16 protein-coding genes are annotated in these 17,671 nt (G+C 71.9%); 7 read left to right on the top strand and 9 right to left on the bottom strand.

Annotated elements, in window-relative coordinates; genetic code table 11:
* Positions 1-93: 93 nt before the first annotated feature.
* Together ACPOLA_RS11755 and ACPOLA_RS11760 are read right to left on the bottom strand one after the other, a co-directional pair.
* Positions 94-216 (bottom strand): hypothetical protein, encoded by a 123-nt coding sequence (locus ACPOLA_RS11755; protein WP_435770622.1) that lies wholly within the window; start codon positions 214-216, stop codon positions 94-96.
* Positions 217-366: 150 nt separating this feature from the next.
* Positions 367-1,887 (bottom strand): LVIVD repeat-containing protein, encoded by a 1,521-nt coding sequence (locus ACPOLA_RS11760; protein ID WP_435770623.1) that lies wholly within the window; start codon positions 1,885-1,887, stop codon positions 367-369.
* A 90-nt stretch (positions 1,888-1,977) separates the two neighbouring features.
* On the opposite strand from ACPOLA_RS11760, the gene ACPOLA_RS11765 reads away from it, so the two are divergent.
* Positions 1,978-2,658 (top strand): DUF305 domain-containing protein, encoded by a 681-nt coding sequence (locus tag ACPOLA_RS11765; protein ID WP_435770624.1) that lies wholly within the window; start codon positions 1,978-1,980, stop codon positions 2,656-2,658.
* 297 nt (positions 2,659-2,955) lie between these two features.
* On the opposite strand, the gene ACPOLA_RS11770 is transcribed toward ACPOLA_RS11765, so the two are convergent.
* The 3 genes from ACPOLA_RS11770 to ACPOLA_RS11780 all read right to left on the bottom strand — a co-directional run bounded on the left by ACPOLA_RS11770 (position 2,956) and on the right by ACPOLA_RS11780 (position 5,270).
* Positions 2,956-3,858 carry an alpha/beta fold hydrolase gene (locus ACPOLA_RS11770; protein WP_435770625.1) on the bottom strand — a complete coding sequence of 301 codons (903 nt, stop codon included), beginning with the start codon at positions 3,856-3,858 and terminating at the stop codon, positions 2,956-2,958.
* Positions 3,859-3,921: 63 nt separating this feature from the next.
* A complete protein-coding gene (locus tag ACPOLA_RS11775) occupies positions 3,922-4,602 on the bottom strand; it encodes a hypothetical protein (protein WP_435770626.1) in 681 nt (226 codons plus the stop codon).
* A 131-nt stretch (positions 4,603-4,733) separates the two neighbouring features.
* Positions 4,734-5,270, bottom strand: coding sequence for a putative immunity protein (locus ACPOLA_RS11780; RefSeq protein WP_435770627.1), 537 nt, complete (start codon positions 5,268-5,270; stop codon positions 4,734-4,736).
* A gap of 145 nt (positions 5,271-5,415) precedes the next feature.
* On the opposite strand from ACPOLA_RS11780, the gene ACPOLA_RS11785 reads away from it, so the two are divergent.
* The 4 genes from ACPOLA_RS11785 (at position 5,416) to ACPOLA_RS11800 (ending at position 9,091) form a co-directional block, all read left to right on the top strand.
* Positions 5,416-6,387, top strand: coding sequence for a sensor histidine kinase (locus tag ACPOLA_RS11785; protein ID WP_435770628.1), 972 nt, complete (start codon positions 5,416-5,418; stop codon positions 6,385-6,387).
* A complete protein-coding gene (locus tag ACPOLA_RS11790; RefSeq protein WP_435770629.1) occupies positions 6,384-7,031 on the top strand; it encodes a response regulator in 648 nt (215 codons plus the stop codon). Before ACPOLA_RS11785 ends, ACPOLA_RS11790 begins: the two co-directional genes overlap by 4 nt.
* An 85-nt stretch (positions 7,032-7,116) precedes the next feature.
* On the top strand, positions 7,117-7,530 hold the full coding sequence (locus ACPOLA_RS11795; RefSeq protein WP_435770630.1) for a hypothetical protein: 414 nt from the start codon (positions 7,117-7,119) through the stop codon (positions 7,528-7,530).
* On the top strand, positions 7,517-9,091 hold the full coding sequence (locus ACPOLA_RS11800; protein WP_435770631.1) for a potassium/proton antiporter: 1,575 nt from the start codon (positions 7,517-7,519) through the stop codon (positions 9,089-9,091). The genes ACPOLA_RS11795 and ACPOLA_RS11800 overlap by 14 nt, the downstream gene beginning before the upstream one ends.
* Here ACPOLA_RS11800 and ACPOLA_RS11805 read toward each other — a convergent pair.
* From ACPOLA_RS11805 to ACPOLA_RS11815, 3 genes are all read right to left on the bottom strand, one after another.
* The gene (locus ACPOLA_RS11805; protein WP_435770632.1) at positions 9,066-9,728 is read right to left on the bottom strand and encodes an MBL fold metallo-hydrolase; all 663 of its coding nucleotides are present in this window, start codon (positions 9,726-9,728) and stop codon (positions 9,066-9,068) included. The two genes, ACPOLA_RS11800 and ACPOLA_RS11805, sit on opposite strands and share 26 nt — an antisense overlap.
* A gap of 315 nt (positions 9,729-10,043) precedes the next feature.
* On the bottom strand, positions 10,044-10,388 hold the full coding sequence (locus tag ACPOLA_RS11810; protein ID WP_435770633.1) for a VOC family protein: 345 nt from the start codon (positions 10,386-10,388) through the stop codon (positions 10,044-10,046).
* Between the two features lie 117 nt (positions 10,389-10,505).
* Positions 10,506-14,429 carry a replicative DNA helicase gene (locus tag ACPOLA_RS11815; protein WP_435770634.1) on the bottom strand — a complete coding sequence of 1,308 codons (3,924 nt, stop codon included), beginning with the start codon at positions 14,427-14,429 and terminating at the stop codon, positions 10,506-10,508.
* Positions 14,430-14,849: 420 nt separating this feature from the next.
* Here ACPOLA_RS11815 and ACPOLA_RS11820 point away from each other — a divergent pair, with 420 nt between their 5' ends.
* On the top strand, positions 14,850-16,262 hold the full coding sequence (locus ACPOLA_RS11820; protein WP_435770635.1) for an MATE family efflux transporter: 1,413 nt from the start codon (positions 14,850-14,852) through the stop codon (positions 16,260-16,262).
* Positions 16,259-16,816, top strand: coding sequence for a hypothetical protein (locus ACPOLA_RS11825; RefSeq protein WP_435770636.1), 558 nt, complete (start codon positions 16,259-16,261; stop codon positions 16,814-16,816). Before ACPOLA_RS11820 ends, ACPOLA_RS11825 begins: the two co-directional genes overlap by 4 nt.
* A gap of 87 nt (positions 16,817-16,903) precedes the next feature.
* On the opposite strand, the gene ACPOLA_RS11830 is transcribed toward ACPOLA_RS11825, so the two are convergent.
* Positions 16,904-17,548 carry a hypothetical protein gene (locus ACPOLA_RS11830; RefSeq protein ID WP_435770637.1) on the bottom strand — a complete coding sequence of 215 codons (645 nt, stop codon included), beginning with the start codon at positions 17,546-17,548 and terminating at the stop codon, positions 16,904-16,906.
* Positions 17,549-17,671: the final 123 nt, after the last annotated feature.

The raw sequence follows: 17,671 nt of genomic DNA on the forward strand, positions 1-17,671 counted from the left end.
GTCACCTTGCTGGACGCTGTGGTGCTGCGGCAGGTGCCGGTAGCTGAACCCGGCGCCGACCCCGGTCGACCCGCCCCTCGATCCGGCGGTCCATCACGCCGGCACGTCGAGCACGGCGGCGTACACCTCCTCCGGCGACTGCGTCACCGTGTACGACGTCGTGTAGCCGATGGCCGTGCTGGTCGGCTCGCGCCTGTCCCTCTCGCCGTTCTGCAACTTTTGGTTGCCCGGCGGTAGGCCGCACTGCACGGACGACTCGCGGTCTCTTGTTGCGGGATCGCTGCTGGCGCGTCGCTGGACGGTCGTACGCACCGGAGCCCCCGCCGGTCGGCGGGGGCTCCGGTGTCGTGCGGCGCGAATGCCCGGTCAGTACGACGTCTGCGACTGCACGTTCAGCTCGTCGGTCTTCACGCTCCGCGCCCGGGCGACGCGCGGGTCGTTGAGCCGGAACACGTCGAAGCCCATCTGGATGTCGCTGGAGTAGATGTGGCCGTTGTACCAGTACGCCGACCACGAGCCGCCCAGGATCAGCTCGTCCGCGGAGAGCGGGCCGCGGTCGAAGTGCGCGATCTCCTTCGGGTTCGCGGAGTCGGTGAAGTCCCACACCGAGATGCCGCCCTGGTACCAGGCCTGCACCATGATGTCGCGGCCCCGGACCGGGATCAGCGAGCCGTTGTGGGCCACGCAGTTCTCGGTGTTGGCCTGGGTCCGCGGGATCTTGAAGTAGGAGCGGAACTCCAGCTCGCCGCCGACGATGTCGTAGATCCCGTCGGCACCCTTCGTCTCACCGACCGTCGGGTTGCAGGTCGGGCCGCCGCCACCGCCGAGCTCGTCGGTGAAGACCACCTTGGTGCCGGCGTTGTTGAACGTCGCGGAGTGCCAGAACGCGAAGTTCTCGGTGTCCCGGACGGTCTCGGTGACGACCGGGTTCTCCCGGTCGGCGATGTCGATCAGCACCCCGTCGCCCATGCACGCGCCGGCCGCGATGTCCTTGCTCGGGTAGGCGGTCAGGTCGTGGCAGCCGGAGGTCTCTCGCGAGTAGTTGCCCGACGGGTTGCCGCCGGCGGGGAAGAGCACCGGCTCGCTGACCACGGCCGCGTCCTGAGGCGCCTCGGTCGGCACCTTCACCACGCTGATCTGGTCGTGCGGCGGCTGGCAGTCGGGGAAGCTCGCGTTCGGCGAGTACGACGACACGTACACGTAGACGTCGCGCCCGTCCTTCGACGGGGCGAGCGTGTGGGTGTGCGAGCCGCACGCGGTCTCGACGGCGGCGACGTACTGCGGGGCGGTCGGGTCGCTGATGTCGAAGACCCGGATGCCCTCCCACGACTCCTTGATCCGCGCGGACTGCGGCTCGTTGTCGCAGGTGTCGTTGCTGCGGCTGGAGTCGACGCTGAGGACCAGCAGGTCGTCGTACACCGAGATGTCGTTCTGCGAGCCGGGGCAGAGCACCTGGGTGACGATCCTCGGCTTGTGCGGCTTGCGGATGTCGTAGACGGTCAGGCCGTCGTAGTTGCCCTGGAACGCGTAGTCGCCCTGGAACGCGAGGTCGGTCTGGAAGGACGACTCGGCCGTGAACGGCCCGGACTTCGGGAGGTTGGCGAGCAGCGTGATGTTGTCGCTCTTGTCGACCTCGCCGGGCGCGAGCACGGCGTCGCTGTCGTCGAGGCCGGCCAAGTCGTTGCCGGGCAGGCAGGCGTCGTCGAAGTTGTCGCCGGCCCGCTCGGCCGCGCGCTCCTGGCCGGGCGGGCAGACCGACGCGCCCTTGCCGGGCTTGTCACGGTCGTCGTCGTGGGCGACGGCGGGCAGGGTCGCTGCGGAGGCGCCGAGGGCGAGTACGCCGAGGGTGGTGACGCAGAGTCTGCGCAGGGGGACAGGGATCGCCATGTTCACTCCCGAGAAAAGTTGGATGCGGATCCGGTCCGACTCTCGCCTATGGTGAGCGCACCCCGCAACCCCTCCTCGAGGAGCTTCTCGGTGTCTCGGTCCCGCTCTCGGTCGCTGTCCCCCTACGGCCTCGTGGCCGCCGCGCTCGCGGCGGCGCTCGCGCTGAGCGGCTGCCTGGAGAAGGAGGACTCCGGCGAGCCGGAGGTGTCGTCGAAGGTGATCCAGCCCGGCGGGCCGGGCGAGGAGGCGTCGACGCTCGCGCCGAGCGCGACCGCCGAGCACGCCGAGGCGGCGCACGACGACGTCGCCTTCATGCAGATGATGATCCCCCACCACGCGCAGGCACTGACCATGTCGAAGCTGGCCCCCAGCCGCGCGCAGTCGCCCGAGGTGAAGGCCCTGGCCCGCCGCATCCTCGCCGCGCAGCGGCCGGAGATCCTGATGATGGCGGCGTGGCTGACCGAGCGGAACCTCGCCGTACCGTCGGCGGAGGACGACCCGACAGACTTCGACCACGGCGAGCACGGGCACGCCACGATGCACGGGATGCTGACCGACGAGCAGATGCGCGAGCTGCGGGCCGCGAGCGGCCCCGAGTTCGACCGGCTGTTCCTCGAGCGGATGATCCAGCACCACGAGGGCGCGATCACGATGGCCGACACGGTCGCGACCGCGGGCACCGACGTCCAGGTCAGCGAGCTCGCCAGCGAGATCGTGATCGGCCAGGGCGCCGAGATCGACCGGATGCGGGAGCTGCTCGAGCAGCTCTGAGCGCTCGCACCGGGAGGTGGCCCACTCGCCGTCGATGACGGCGCTGGGCACGGGCCGCCGGAAGGCGTACGCTCGGGCACCCTCACGAAGGGATCCGACATGCGCCTTCTCCGCCGCATCCTGGCCCGAATCCGCAGCCGCCCGCTGGACAGCAGGCGCGTGTTCGACCGGCGCGACCGCGACCATGGCCGTGCCAGCGAGCACCGCCCCTACGACCCGCCGTACCGGACCGGGTGCCCCTGACCCCTCTCTCGGTCGAGAGACTGTGGCCGGCAGTGGTCCTGCGCCGGCAGCTTCCTACGCGAGGCTGAGCATCACCGCGGCGACCTCGGCCGTCGCAGCGTCGCGGAGCGCGGTGCCCATGTCGTCGAGCACGAGCAGCCGCGCACCGCGGATCTCCGCGGCGAGCGCCTCGCCGTTCCCCACGGGGAAGAACGGGTCCCGCGCCCCGTGGACGACGAGCGTCGGCATCGTCAGCTGACCGAGGCGCTCCCGCCACCGTGGGGCGCAGTCGAGCCGAGCGAACACGGTGCCGAGCTGGTTCGCCAGGTGCACCACCGGCTCGTCCGACGGCGTCCGGTCCCAGATCCGCCCTGCCACCGCGGCCGCCTGCGACGGGTCGTCGCCCAGCAGCCGGGCACCCTCCGCCGCGAACGCGGCGACCGCCGACCGATCGCGCCAGTCCGGCAGAGGGTTGGAGAACAGCGCCGCCATGGTCGCGGCGTCGTGGTCGGGCAGGTCGGCGTCGACCGGACCCGGGGCGACGGGCCGAGTGCCCACCAGCGTCAACGCCGAGAACGTGTCGGGATGGTCGAGCGCGGCGACCTGGGCGACCATCCCGCCGACGCCGATCCCGCCGAGATGCGCCCGCTCCATGCCCAGCGCGCGGACGAGCGCCGCGGCGTCCGCGGCGAGATCGCGCAGGGTGTACGCCGGCGCCTCGGGGTCGACCGTCGTCGAGGCTCCGCAGTCGCGCAGGTCGTATCGGACCACGCGCCGCCCTGCCGCCGCCAGCCTCTCGCACAGCGCATCCGGCCACGACAGCATCGTGGGCCCACCCGCCAGGAGCACCAGCGGATCGCCCTCCCGGCCGAAGGCCTGGAGGCCCAGCTCCACGCCGTTCGCGGGGACGGTCGTGGACCGAGGGTGCTCGTCCGTCGTCCCGCCGCTCGTGACGGCCTTCCGGTCCTGATCGCGCATGCCGGGACGACTCGCGCGAGGCGGCCGACTCATCGGCACGGCCTCGTCCGGGCGCACCGGGTGTCAGCCGACGGGACGGGGGCGGCGCTCGGCCCGCACTCTCCAGAACCGGACGAGCTCCACGACGAGCGCGGTCGCGGTGCCGAGCACCAGGACGGCTCCCGCCCACACGACGCCCTCGAGGGCGGCCAGGTCGCACTCGCCGTCGAAGTCCGGAGCGCTGCAGTTCTCTGCCTCGAAGTGCGCGCTGCCGGCGCCGAAGGCGACGTACATGCCGACGACGATGGTCGTGGTGTAGATCGCGATCCGCGCCCACGCCGTGAGCCTGCGTGGAGTTCGCGCCGGACCCGCGTCGGCGCCGGCGGATGACCACAGGGCCGGGGTGAGCAGCACCAGGGCCAGCACCCCGAGCACCACCTCGAAGACGAGGAGCTCGCCCTCGTAACCCGTCCAGATGAACCGGAAGCCCGGGTCGGTGAAGTGCAGCGCCACGATCGCGACGTCGAGCACCGCCAGGGCGGCCCCCAGCGACCGGCGCGCGGGTCGGTCGGTCAGGCCGACGGCCAGCGCGGCGAGGGCCAGCACGCCGGCGAGCATGCCCAGGGGCATGACGAAGCGCGCGTCGCCGAAGCCCGAGGTGTCGTCGAGCCGGACGAAGCGGCCGGCAGCGAGCAGGAGCAGGCTGACCGCCAGGAGGGACAGGGCCGCGCCGGTCCTGGTGCGGAGTCTGCGGCTGACCTCCATGGCGGCCTCCAGTCCGACGGGGATGGGCGACCCTGCGGGTCGCGGCCATTGTGGTCCCTGGGGGCGGACCCGCGCGCCCGATCGGAGAATCGGCGACCGCGACGCAGGCGGCCCTCACCGGCTCCGCGTGCTCAACGCGCGCGCAGCAGGTCGTCCAGCGCCTTCATCAGAGTCGCGACCCGCCCTCGACCGGCGAGCGCAGGAGGGTAGCGCCGTACCACCTCGACGATGGCCGGCGACGCGCGCTCGGCGGCCCGGGCGATGCGGTCGAGGGCGACCGCGGGGTCGCCCGCCAGGAGCTCGTCGACGTGTGCGGCGTGGGCGTCGGCACGCAGGATGTGGCCCAGCTGGTCCGCGCGTGCGAAGGGGTGCAGGTAGGCGGACCCTGCTGCGTCGCCGGCGGCGTGCGCGGCATGCCTGGCCGGCTCGGTGGCTGCGGCCTTGGCCGCACGGTGTGCATCCAGGGCGCCGACCCGCTGGCGGTTCGTCCGACGCCCGCCGTTCGCGAAGTCGGCGGCTGCCTCGATCGCAGACCGCGGCCGACGATCCTCCGGCACACTGCGCTCGAAGACCGGGAGCACCGACGCGGCGGCCGCCGTCGCGAAGCGGGTCACCTCCCGCAGCTCGTCCATGGTCAGCTCGAAGTAGTCACCGGGGTCGATCGCCACGCAACGCAGTCTCCCCTGGGGCGCCGTACGACGGCTCAGGTGCCGGGATGCAGCCGATCCTGCCACCGCTGCCCGGGCTCCCGCGGAGTCCCGCCGTCACTGCGCGTCCCGGGTGCTGGCACCGTCGCTCTGAGAGACTGGTCCCATGTCCGGTGACCTGTCGTTGCCGCTCTTCTGGCGCGTCTGCCTGATCAACGGCGTCGTCTTCGGGCTCGCCGTCGCCGTGCTCGCGCTCTCCCCGGCGACCGTCTCCGCTCGACCGCTGTGGTCGGAGATCGCGGTCCTCACCGTCGGGTTCGTGGTGATCTGCCTGCTCAACGGCCTGCTGCTCCGGTCGGTGCTGCGCCCGCTGGACCGGTTCACGGCCGTCATGTCGAGCATCGACCTCCGCCGGCCGGGGCGTCGTCTGGACGCGGCCGGTGGAGGCCCCGCCGGCGAGCTGGTCGCACGCTTCAACGAGATGTTGGAGCGGCTGGAGGAGGAGCGGACCGCCAGCACCGTCCGTGCGCTGCAAGCCCAGGAGGCGGAGCGCGAGCGGATCGCCCGCGAGCTGCACGACGAGATCGGCCAGAGCCTTACCGCGGTCCTGCTCGGGCTGAAACAGGCACTCCTGACCGCGCCCGAGGACCTCGCCCCGGAGCTCGAGATGGCCCGGGACACGACCCGCCGGAGCCTGGAGGAGGTACGGCGGATCTCTCAGCGCCTGCGACCCGGCGTACTGGCTGACCTCGGCCTGCTGAACTCCCTGTCGAGCCTCGCCAGCGAGCTGACCGCGCGCACCGGGGTCCGGGTCCAGCGCGGTTTCGCACCCGGCCTACCGCCGCTGTCGGGTGAGGCGGAGCTGGTGGTCTACCGCGTCGCGCAGGAGGCGCTGACCAACGTGGCCCGCCATGCCCGCGCCACCGAGGTCGAGCTCGGCCTGACGCGCCGCGGCGACCGGCTCGTGCTCCGCGTGGCCGACGACGGGATCGGCCAGGGCGTGTACCCCGAGGGCGCCGGGATCCAAGGCATGCGGGAGCGGGCACAGATGGCCGAAGGAGAGCTGCAACTGCGCCAGCGCGAGGGCGGCGGGACCGTCGTCGAGCTCGAGCTGCCGCTGACGGCGGTGACCGAGTGACCATCCGCATCCTGCTGGCTGACGACCACGCGCTCGTCCGCACCGGGATCCGCCGCATCCTCGAGTCGCAACCGGACCTGACCGTGGTGGCGGAGGCCGCCGACGGAGCCGACGCGGTGCAGCTCGCCCGCACCCACCAGCCGGACCTGGCAGTCCTCGACGTCTCGATGCCCACCATGACGGGACTGCAGGCCGCGCGCGAGATCAGCCGGCGTGCGCCGTCGGTGCGCACACTGATGCTCTCGATGCATGACAACGAGCAGTACTTCTTCTCCGCGTTGCAGGCCGGCGCGTGCGGCTACGTGCTCAAGTCCGCCGCGGACGAGGACCTGGTCGCTGCGTGCCGGAGCGCGATGCGCGACGAGCCGTTCCTGTACGCCGGCGTGGCCGGCACCCTCGTCCGTGACTTCCTCGACCGGATGCGCCGGGGCGAGCGCATCCCACGCGCCGTGCTGACCGAGCGGGAGAACCAGGTCGTCAAGCTCATCGCGGAAGGGCACTCCTCGAAGGAGATCGCCCAGGAGCTCGTCATCAGCATCAAGACGGTCGAACGTCATCGCGCCAACGTCCTTGCCAAGCTCGGGATGCGTGACCGCACCGAGCTGACCAGGTACGCCGTCCGGGCCGGCCTGATCGAGCCCTGATCGCGCGGACGGCGCAGCCCGAGGGTCGGATATATGGGGGCAGGACCCCATACTCCACGAGGCGGCCGGCCGCTTGGCTGAAGGCATGCCCTCCGTGCTCGCTCGCCTCCACCTGACCGCGGCGCGCCTGGTCGACGGGAGGACCAGCGCGCCCCACGTCGTCAGCCATCAGGTCGTCCCGGTCACCGTGCGTGCGCTGACGGCGGACGCCGCGGACCTGCGCCTGCTCTTGGAGGTGCGGGTGGAGGACGGAACGCTCGACCCTCACCTCGCCGAGCGGTTCGTGCATGCGGTCGCGGTTCCGGCGACGCGACGCTGGATCGAGCGTCATGACCTCGCGAGCCTCCAGACCCGGCTGACGCCGGTGCTCTCCGAGGTGGGCGGAACGATCGAGGACCCGCTGGCCGAGCTCGGCCTCACCCTCCTCGACGTCGTACTGGTCGCGGCAGAGCACGTGTTGACCCCGGCGTCGACGGACCCGGTCGATGGACCCGAGTGAGCTCAACCTGGTCCTGCTGGTCGGCACCGGCGTCCTGATCGCAGCAGTGGCCGCGGTGCGCCTGGCGAGCCGCGCAGGTCTGCCGACCCTGCTCATCTACCTCGCGATCGGCGTTGCGCTGGGTGAGTCCGGTCTCGGGCTGGACTTCGAGGACGCCGACCTCGCGCAGGTGCTCGGCACGGTCGCCCTCGCTGTGATCCTCGCCGAGGGCGGCTTCACGACGGACTGGAAGGTGATCCGACCGGTTGCTCCTCTCGCCGGGGTGCTGGCCACGGCGGGGGTCGGCATCTCCGTGCTGGTCACCTCGTCGCTGGTGTACTGGCTGCTGGACGTGGACGTGCGCACGGCGATCCTGCTCGGTGCTGTGGTCTCCTCCACGGACGCGGCGGCGGTCTTCGCAGTGCTGCGGAGGCTGCCGGTCCGGGGCAGGCTCCGTGCGGTGGTCGAGGCGGAGTCCGGCTTCAACGATCCGCCGGTGATCATCCTCGTGATGGTCGTGACGTCCTCGACCTGGGGGGACGCCGGCGCCGGGGGGATCCTCGCGCAGGTCGCCTACCAGCTCTCGATGGGCATCGTGGTCGGCTTCCTGGTCGCCAGGGCAGGACTGTGGCTGCTCACGCGCAGCGCGCTGCCCGCCTCCGGTCTCTATCCGATCGCCACGCTCTCGATCGCCTTCCTCGCCTTCGCCGTCGCGGGCGTCATCGGTGCCAGCGCCATCCTGGCGATCTACGTGGCCGGTCTGACGCTGGGCAACGCGTCCCTCCCCCACCGGGCCACCACGGCGAGCTTCGCCGAGGGTCTGGCCTGGCTGGCCCAGATCGGGCTCTTCATCATGCTCGGCCTCCTGGCCAGCCCCTCTCGACTCTGGGACGCCCTCCCGACCGCCCTGGTGGTCGGCGCCGCGCTGACGTTGGTCGCCCGCCCGGCCTCGGTGATCCTGTGTGCCACCCCCTTCCGAGTGCCGTGGCGTGATCAGGCGTTCATCAGCTGGGCCGGGCTCCGCGGAGCCGTGCCGATCGTGCTGGCCACGATCCCGATGAGCGTCGGGCTGCCCGGAGCCACCCGCGTGTTCGACGTGGTGTTGCTCCTCGTGGTCCTGTTCACCGTCATCCAGGGGCCGACGCTCCCGGTCGTCGCACGGCGGCTCGGAGCCGCCCATGGGGAGAACCCGCGGGAGCTGGTCATCGAGTCCGCACCTCTGGACGAGCTCGGTGGGATCCTCCTGCAGTTCTCGGTCCCCGCGGGGTCGCGGCTGGCGGGCGTGGAGATCTCCGAGCTGCGGCTGCCCGAAGGAGCCAGCGTCGCCCTTCTCCTGCGGCAGAAGGAGATCTCGGCCCCCGCCCCGACCGCAATGCTCCGGCCGGGGGACCACGTCCTGATCGCTGCCCCGCGTGCCCAGCGCGACGCGATCGAGCAGCGGCTCGCCGAGGTCAGCGCGAACGGCCGCCTCGCCCGCTGGTACGCCGCCGTCGAGGATCCCGCACCTCCGCCCGTGGTGTTCGCTGGAAGCGGCCGGGGCTCGTCCGCCCGCCTGGTCACCCGGGCCCCGCGGCCTCGGTGACCCCGGGTCGCCACGGCTCACGCACGTGCGCGAGCCACACCTTCTCCGGATCGAGGGCGCGGACGAGCCGCTGGCCCTCGGTCCGCGGCTCGTCCAGCTCCCCGAACCACACCGCGGTGTCGCCGCAGATCACCTCCCGCCGTCCCCCGGTCTCAACCACGACGACCTGGGAGCCGGGCGTGTGACCCGGCGCCGGGACGAGCCGGACACCGGGAAGCAGGTCGAGCTCGCCGTCGACCGCCCCGTAGTCCAGGCCTGGCGCGTCGGCCCACTCCCGGATCGTGTAGTCCTCCTCGCGGCGGGCGTCCTCGAGCTCCCGGCGCTGGACGTAGATCGGCCGTCCGCCGAAGAGATGGTTGCCTCCGCAATGGTCGGCGTGCAGGTGCGTGTTGACGACGATGTCGATGCCGGCGATGTCGAAGTCCTGCTCGCTCAGTGGATACAGGCGTGGCTCGAAGGCGGCGACGACCGCCGGGTGCAGCTCCGTCATGCCGGTGTCGACGAGGACCCGGCCGTCCGGATGGTCGATGACGTGCACGCACACCGGCATCACCTCGCCCTCCACGTGCAGGTCGGCGACGACGATCGGTGTGACGGTGACGGCCTCGTCGGCGTGCATCGGTGTCGGGTCGGTCATGCGTCCTCCTCGGGCCCCGGGTACGACGAGACGGCACCGCGGTCCTGAGGAGTGGTCATCGCTGGGGGCCGCTCAGCTGCGGTGTCTGCTCACGTCGCAGGGGTCGACCCGCGCCCCCGCGCGAACTCATCGGAGCCAGGGTCCGACCCACCACCGCCCTGAGCGATGCGCTCCGATCTTCCAGTCTTCGACGGTCGTAACCAGCCTCGGCCTCATCGGCCCGCCGCTGGATCTGCCGCTCCGGCACCAGAACCACGTCGCACCACGACAAGGGCACTCGCCGTGAGGGCGCCGCGGGTGGATGCTGCCGATGCGTCAGGCATGGGACCCGACATTGACGACGCGGCCGGAAGAGTCCCGATAGAAGAAGCGGCGGACCCCCCACTCCTCGAGAGTGAGCGGATGCACGATCTCGACCTCGAGGGCGAGCGCGGCGTCGTACGCCGCGTGCACGTCGTCGACGAAGACGGAGACATCCGGGTTGACCGGTGCGGTGGCGTCTGCCGTCATCAGGCTCAGCTGATGGCCTGCATCGTCGGCGAGCGTCGCGATCCAGCCGTGGTCCATCACCACCTTCAGTCCCAGGACCTCGGTGTGCTCGCGGATCGCCCTCGGCAGATCAGCGACGGTCAGGTCGGGCACGATTCGGTCGATGCGCATGACGCAAGTCGACCACATGTCGCGAAGCAGACCGGGCTCCGGCGACTCCGCGCCAGCTGTTCACCCCCACCGAGGCGCTTTCCGAGGTTCGCCGCCTATCGGCAGCCACATCCCCACTCAGTGGGCCATGTCGACGAACCGGCTGTAGTGACCCTGGAAGGCGACCACGATGTCGCGGGTGGCGCCGTTGCGGTGCTTGGCCACGATCAGGTCGGCCTCGCCGGGGCGGGTCGACTCCTTCTCGTACACGTCGTCACGGTGCAGCAGGATCACCATGTCAGCGTCCTGCTCGATCGAGTTGTGCAGGGCGATGCCATCGGCCACGAAGTTGTGCACGCCGAGCACGGTCGCGTCATAGACCGGCATCGCGCCGATCGGCTCGATGGACGCCACGGAGTCCCAGTAGACGTCGTTGGTGGCGAGCACCTCGAGGTCGGCGGCATCGAGCACTGAGGCCACCTTGGCGAGGCGCTCACGGCTCGGGGCGCGCTTCCACATCGTCGACCCGCCGAACTGCGTGCCCATGGCAGCGGCGAACTGGCGGTGCGTCATCCCGCGGTCACTGAGGATCGAGCGGACGTCGTCCCAGACCCCGAGTGGAATGGTGTCGGCGTTGGTGTTGGGCACCACCTCGCGGAGCGCCTCAGCGAGCCGGCGCGCCTGCTCGCCGCGGGCGCCGTGGACCCCGATCTCGTCGAGGAAGCGGAGCTGGTTGTCGACGCCGTAGATGTGGAGCTGCCAGCCGTCGCGATAGCCCCTCTTCCGGACGCGCTTGATCCTCGTGAACACGTTGTGGCGCGCCAGCAGCCGGGCCAGGTCATCGATGAGGCGACGGCTGGTGGAGGCGTAGTAGACGCGGCCGAGCCGGCGCTTCTCGTCGAGGTGGACGCAACCGTCGGTCGCCCAGATGTGCCGCAGGAACAGGCCGACCTGCTCCTTCGGCAGTCCGAAGACCCAGTCAGGCACGAACTTCTCATGGCTGCGCAGCCCGAACAGGCCGTCCTCGTCGAGCCACGCGGCGATCGGGTTGCGACGACCCCGGGCCAGGCGGAAGGGCGCGGGCAGCCGCAGGGTGGTCACCCGCGCAGCGGCGTGGTCGTCGCGTTGCGCCTCGATGGCGAACAGGTTGTGCGCCGCGGCGGCCACGGCGGAGAGGTTGGCCTCGTCCTGGCTGGCGTAGCGGATCGGCTGCCGCCTCACGAACGACCCGTCGCCGAGCAGGTGTGCGAGCAGGACGACCTCGTCGTCCTTGCGGGGGGTGACGACCAGCGGCGGCGGCACGTGCCGGACCGCGCCCACGCGGCTGCCGACGGTGAGCTCGGCGAGCGGCATCCAGCCGTCGTAGGTCAGGAACGGGTGGTTCGCGGTCGCCTTCACCCGCCGCCCGGACGCGAGGGTGACCTCGAAGACCGGCTTGGTGCCGCTGGGGAACGCGTGGGTCAGCGTGCGCGGGACCAGCTTGAGCCGGTCGTCGAGCGCCCAGACCGGCACGTCCCTGGCGCCCGACTCCATCAGCTCTCCGAGGCTGATCTCGGCGTTGGTGTCGGCTCGCAGCAGCCGCGTGTCGGCCGTCAGGCAACCGGACTCGCGGAGGTCGCTCATCATCGGCCGCTTGTCGGCGCGCTGCTCGGGGCCCCGGTTGAGCTGGGAGAGCGCGATGATCGGGACCTCGAGCTCCTTGGCGAGCAGCTTCATCTGCCGGGAGAACTCCGAGACCTCGAGCTGGCGGGACTCCACCTTCTTGCCCGAGGTCATCAGCTGGAGGTAGTCGATGACCATCAGCTTGAGGTCGTGCTTCTGCTTGAGCCGCCGGGCCTTGGCCCGGATCTCGGTCATCGTCATGTTGGGGGAGTCGTCGATGAACATCGGCGCGGAGGAGACCTTGGCGACGTGGCGGGCCAGCCGGTCCCACTCCTCGGTGCTCATCTTGCCGTTGCGGATGTGGTTGAGCGGGATCCGCGCCTCGGCCGAGAGCAGCCGCATGGTGATCTCCGAGCGCGTCATCTCCAGGCTGAAGAACGCGCTCGTCAGGTTGCTGTGGATCGACGCCGCCCGGCACAGATCCAGCGCGAGCGTGGAGTTGTGCGTGGGGATCATGGCGCGACCGGCGAGATAGAGGTGCTCGTCGTTGTCGACCTGCACGCACCGAACCGGCGTGCTCGGCGCAGGCCGCACGTCGACGACGTAGCGCCGGCCGATACGGATCGTGGAGGTCGGCCGCAGCTCCTTGTGCAGCGTCGCCTTCCGGTGCAGGCGGAAGACGTCGTCGACCGTGGAGAAGTTGAGGATGTAGGCGGTCGAGGAGCTCGCATCGCGGCCCTGAACTCTTTTGGTGGTGCGTCCGCAGCGGTAGCCGAGGCTCACGATCAGCTCGAAGACGTCGTCGGCCAACCGCTTGTTGGTCACCGCGAACTGCACAGACCCGGTGTTGACGACCGTGCCGTCGGTGTCGAGGAGGCCGGCGAGGAGCTCGCGCCGATCGGCTTCCGGAGCGCGCAGGTAGCTGCGCGGGACATGCTTGTCGCCGAGCACACCAAGACCACGCAGCAGAGCGGTGAACGAGCCGTGGGCTCGGTAGCAGGCCATGCACTGGTGGGACTCCCCCGACGACGGGCCACCGCAGTCGGGACAGCTCATCCGCTCGGGGTGCGCTCCCTTGTTCCTCGGCCCGCAGCCCCGGCCGCAGGTGTGGACGTGGGGATGCCGGGCGGTGAACTCCTGACCGCACACCTCGCAGGCACGGACGATGGGTTCGCGAGCGGGCAGCTTCAGCGAGTAGAGCATGGGTCCCTGCTTCTCGCAGCGGATGCCCAACCCTTCGATGTACATCGGGATCTCGTCGGTCTCCGAGGTGAGCCGAGCCCCGGCGCTGTGTCCGTCGCCCAGCCAGGCGCCGAGGACGTAGGGCGGGATAGGCAGGTCCGTCGGTCCGCCACGCAGGGGGGCGGCGTTGCGTACCGCATGGTTGGCCCGGGCATCGCTCCCGACGCGCACCGTGGCCCCCATCTGCTCGGTCGTCACCACCGCAGGCCGGCCGTCGCTGGCACGTCGTGCCGCGCGGGTCTCGGTCAGCCACTGGTGCTCCGCGTCCGCCACGATGACCGAGCCGTCCGAGAACTCGACCTCGTAGCAGGGACGCCCGGTCATCACCTCGGTCGCTGCCACGACCCGCGTAGGACGACCGTCGGCGTCGTAGAGCTCGTCGCCGACCCGGACCTCCCCCATGGTGGTCCAGCCCGTCGGCGTGGGCAGGGGCGTGTCGAGCGCGAGCGCCTTCCCCATAGCGGGTCGCGCGGCGACCACGATCATCTGGCCCGCGTGCAGGCCGTTGGTCAGGTCGTCGAGGTCGGCGAAGCCGGTCGGGACGCCGTAGATGCCGGCCTCGCGGTTCTCGATCGCCTCGATCTCGTCGAGGACCGAGTCCATGATGTCGCTGAGCGGTGCGTAGTCCTCGGCCTTGCGGCGGTCGGTGACCTGGTAGACCTCCGCCTGGGCCTGGTTGACGATGCCGTCGACGTCGCCCTCGCCGGCGTACCCGATCTGGACGATCTTGGTGCCGGCGTCGACGAGGCGGCGCAGGATCGCCTTCTCGCGCACGATCTCTGCGTAGAACCCGGCGTTCGCGGCGATCGGCACGTTGGCCGCCAGGGTGTGGAGGTACGGCGCCCCGCCGATGCGCTGCAGCTCCCCCCGCCGGCCGAGCTCGTCGGCGACGGTGACCATGTCGGCCGGCTCGCCCCGGCCGTAGAGGTCGAGGATGGCCTCGTGGATCGCCTCGTGCGCGGGGCGGTAGTAGTCGACGCCGCGCAACACCTCGACCACGTCGGCGATGGCGTCCTTGGAGATCAGCATCGCGCCGAGAACCGACTGCTCGGCCGCCAGGTCCTGCGGCGGGGTGCGGCCGCCGGCCTGCTGCGGCGCCTCGCCGGGGGCGTACGGCGCCGGCCCGTCGCCCCACGCCTCGGGCGGCTCGGCGGTCCAGGCGGGCGGGTCGTCCGTGAGACTCACCGCGGCACCCCTCTCTGCTTCGCTCGACCCCATGACGGACACTTCGTGGGTTCCACGCTAGGGACGCGCTCCGACACAATCACGCTCGGGCGCGGAGCACGCGCGGGTCCCGACGCCGCAACCTACGGGCCGCCCGGCCGGTGTTGAAAGCCCGTTGTGCACAGGGGCTGGGGATAACCTGCGGCGGCACGTGGACGACACGCGCAACCGGTGTGCACGGGCTGGGGAGGATTCTGTGGATGCGACTGGTCATTACGGGTGGTACACCCCTCTGACCTGCGAAAACGTCGTCCCACAGCTGTGGATCGGAAATTTCCTGGGCGTGATCCAGTTCACTTCCAGGCCACCTGCCCGTCACCGGGGGTACCGCGGGACTATGGGCCCATGCCCCGTTCGGGCTATCCACTTTCCACAGTTCATCCCCAGCCCGGTAGCACACCACGGAGGCGACCGGTGACCGACCGCCCCGGGCACGCCGAGGACCCCGCAGTACATCGCCGCGACCGCCGCCTGCTGGACCGGGAGATCGCCCGGCTGGCGGTCCCGGCCTTCCTCGCGCTGGTGGCCGAGCCACTGTTCCTGCTCGGCGACGCGGCGGTCGTCGGCCACCTCGGCACCCGCGAGCTGGCCGGTCTCGGGATCGCGGGGACGGTGATCCAGACGGTGGTCGGCCTCTGCGTCTTCCTGGCCTACGGCACCACCGCGGGCGTCGCACGCCAGCTCGGCGCCGGACGCCGACGGGCAGCGCTCGCCCAGGGCGTGGACGGGCTGTGGCTGGCCGTAGTCATCGGGATCCCGCTCACGATCTGCACCGCTCTCCTCGCCGGGCCCCTGGTCGGCCTGTTCGGGGCCGGCGACGACGTCGCCGACCCCGCCACCACCTACCTGCGGATCGCCGCGCTCGGGACCGTCCCGCTCCTCCTGGTCATGGCCACCACCGGCGTGCTGCGCGGCCTGCAGGACACCCGGACGCCGCTCGTGGTGGCCGTCGTCGGCAACCTCGCCAACCTGGTCCTCAACGTCCTCCTCGTGTACGGCGCCGGCCCGGTCCCCGGCCTCGGCATCGCCGGCTCGGCGCTCGGCTCGGTGCTGGCCCAGATCGGGATGGCGGTCGCCCTGGGGGCGGTGGTGGTCCGCGCGGCCCGCCGTGAGGACGCGAGCCTCCGGCCCGACCTGCCCGGCGTCCGGGCGGCCGGCCGCGCCGGCGTACCGCTGCTGGTGCGGACGCTGACCCTGCGGGCCTCACTGCTGGTGACCACCTACGCGGTGGTGCTCGCGGCGGGCGCCGGCGCCGCGGAGGAGGCGGTGCCGATCGCGGCGCACCAGCTGGCGATGACCATCTGGGGCTTCCTCGCCTTCGTGCTCGACGCGGTCGCGATCGCGGCCCAGGCGATCACCGGTCGCCACCTGGGCGCCGGCGACGTCCCGGCGACCCGCGCCGTGACGACCAGGATGGTGCAGTGGGGCGTCGCGAGCGGAGTCCTCACCGGCGTCGGGCTGGCCGCGGTGAGTCCGTGGCTCGGCGGGCTCTTCACACCCGACGCCGCCGTGCAGGACGCGCTCGTCCCCGTGCTCCTGGTCGCGGCGCTCGCCCAGCCCGCGGCCGGCGTCGTGTTCGTGCTCGACGGCGTCCTCATCGGCGCCGGGGACGGTCGCTACCTGGCCTGGGCCGGCCTCGTGGTCCTCTGCGGCTACGCTCCGGTCGTGCTCCTGACCAGCGCCCTCGGGGCCGGCCTCCCCTGGCTGTGGGTGGTCTTCGGGGCGCTCTTCATGGGCGGCCGGCTCGTCACCCTGGTGACCCGCGCCCGCGGCGACCGATGGCTGGTGACCGGTGACCGGCTGCCCACCGGCGGCGGTACGGCGTGAAGCCGCTGCACGCCGTCGCCTTCGGGCTCGTCCTGCTCGCCCTCGGCCCGGCGGACCCCGAGCCCGGCGTGCTCGACCCCGCGCCCGACCCGCTCGGCTGGCTGCTGATCCTGATCGGCCTGCACGGGCTCGGTCCGGCGCTCGACGCCCGCCGGCTGCCGCTGCTCCGGCTGCTCGGCGTGCTCGCGCTGGTGGTCTCGGTGGCGCTGGTGGTCCCCGGCGTGGCCCGCTGGGTCGCGGCGGACCCGTCGCTGGGCTGGGCCGCCGACGTGCCGCGGTTCGCCTTCCTCGCCGTGCTCTGCCACCTGCTCGGCCGCTCGGCGCAGTCCGCGGGGCAGGCGCTCGCGGCGAACCTGTTCGCGACGGCCGCGCTCACCCTGGTGTTCGTGCTCGCGGTGCCGCCGCTGGCGTTCGGGGCCGGGTGGGACGCCATCGGCCCCGCCGGCGAGGTCGCCGCGCAGGTCGTCCAGCTCGCGCTCGTCGTACTCTGCCTCGGCTATGCCGGTCGTCGGTGGGCCGGTGCTCCGCCGCCCACCCCGGCTCCGGAGGCGTGACGCCCCAACAGATTTCGTCGATCTCGAGCCGTACGACGACAAAAACCGTTGGGGCGCGCCTCAGACCGAGACCCGCAGACCGGCGCCTCAGCCGGCGATCTCCGCCAGCAGCTTCTCGGCGAGCGCGATGGAGTCGTTGCGGGGGTCGCCCTCGTAGTCGGTCTCGTACTCCAGGTCGATCTCGAGCAGGACGTCCTCGGCGCAGGCGCGGAGGGTGGCCTCCAGCGGCGGGGCCTCGCTGGTCTTCCACCAGGCGGAGTCCGCGCCGGCGAGGTCCTGGACCGGCTCGACGATCGCGGCGACGTCGGTGGGCTGCGGGCACTGGAAGCTGCCGCTGGCGAAGTCGTCAGGGCCGGTCAGCTTGACCTTCACCTCCACGACCTCCTCCACCTCGAAGCCGCAGTTGTCGCTGGACCACTCCACGCCCTGCTCGGTGGTCGACCCGCCACCGACCGACGGCGGCCCGAACTCGAGGTGGTAGGCCTGGGACACGTCCTCGGCCGTCACGATGTCGCACGCGGCCGGAAGCTTGCCGGGCGCGGCCGAGGGTGAGCTCGTCGTCTCGGACGTGGTGACCTCCGCCGAGGGGGAGGTCGACTCCTCGGTCGGCTCCGAGTAGGGCGCCGACGACGTCTCCTCGTCCTCGGGGTCGTCGGCGCCGTCGTCGCCGCAGGCGGCGAGCACGGGGGCGAGGATCAGCAGGACCGCGGGCCACGTCCGTCGAAGGCGCATGCGCCAACAATCGCACGAGCGGCCGGCCCCCGGAGGGACCGGCCGCTCGTGTCCCGGCGCTTGACCGGGCCGGCTCGGGCCGGGCTCGACCCGGATCAGCCGGGCCCAGTCAGGCTCAGCCAG

Source organism: Nocardioides proteolyticus, from assembly GCF_051280635.3.
GTDB lineage: Bacteria > Actinomycetota > Actinomycetes > Propionibacteriales > Nocardioidaceae > Nocardioides.

Excerpts from the sequence above, each read along its gene's own strand:
- ACPOLA_RS11760 (WP_435770623.1), bottom strand. The coding sequence starts at position 1,887 with ATGGCGATCCCTGTCCCCCTGCGCAGACTCTGCGTCACCACCCTCGGC.
- ACPOLA_RS11770 (WP_435770625.1), bottom strand. The coding sequence starts at position 3,858 with ATGCGCGATCAGGACCGGAAGGCCGTCACGAGCGGCGGGACGACGGAC.
- ACPOLA_RS11775 (WP_435770626.1), bottom strand. The coding sequence starts at position 4,602 with ATGGAGGTCAGCCGCAGACTCCGCACCAGGACCGGCGCGGCCCTGTCC.
- ACPOLA_RS11785 (WP_435770628.1), top strand. The coding sequence starts at position 5,416 with ATGTCCGGTGACCTGTCGTTGCCGCTCTTCTGGCGCGTCTGCCTGATC.
- ACPOLA_RS11795 (WP_435770630.1), top strand. The coding sequence starts at position 7,117 with ATGCCCTCCGTGCTCGCTCGCCTCCACCTGACCGCGGCGCGCCTGGTC.
- ACPOLA_RS11800 (WP_435770631.1), top strand. The coding sequence starts at position 7,517 with ATGGACCCGAGTGAGCTCAACCTGGTCCTGCTGGTCGGCACCGGCGTC.
- ACPOLA_RS11805 (WP_435770632.1), bottom strand. The coding sequence starts at position 9,728 with ATGACCGACCCGACACCGATGCACGCCGACGAGGCCGTCACCGTCACA.
- ACPOLA_RS11810 (WP_435770633.1), bottom strand. The coding sequence starts at position 10,388 with ATGCGCATCGACCGAATCGTGCCCGACCTGACCGTCGCTGATCTGCCG.
- ACPOLA_RS11815 (WP_435770634.1), bottom strand. The coding sequence starts at position 14,429 with ATGGGGTCGAGCGAAGCAGAGAGGGGTGCCGCGGTGAGTCTCACGGAC.
- ACPOLA_RS11830 (WP_435770637.1), bottom strand. The coding sequence starts at position 17,548 with ATGCGCCTTCGACGGACGTGGCCCGCGGTCCTGCTGATCCTCGCCCCC.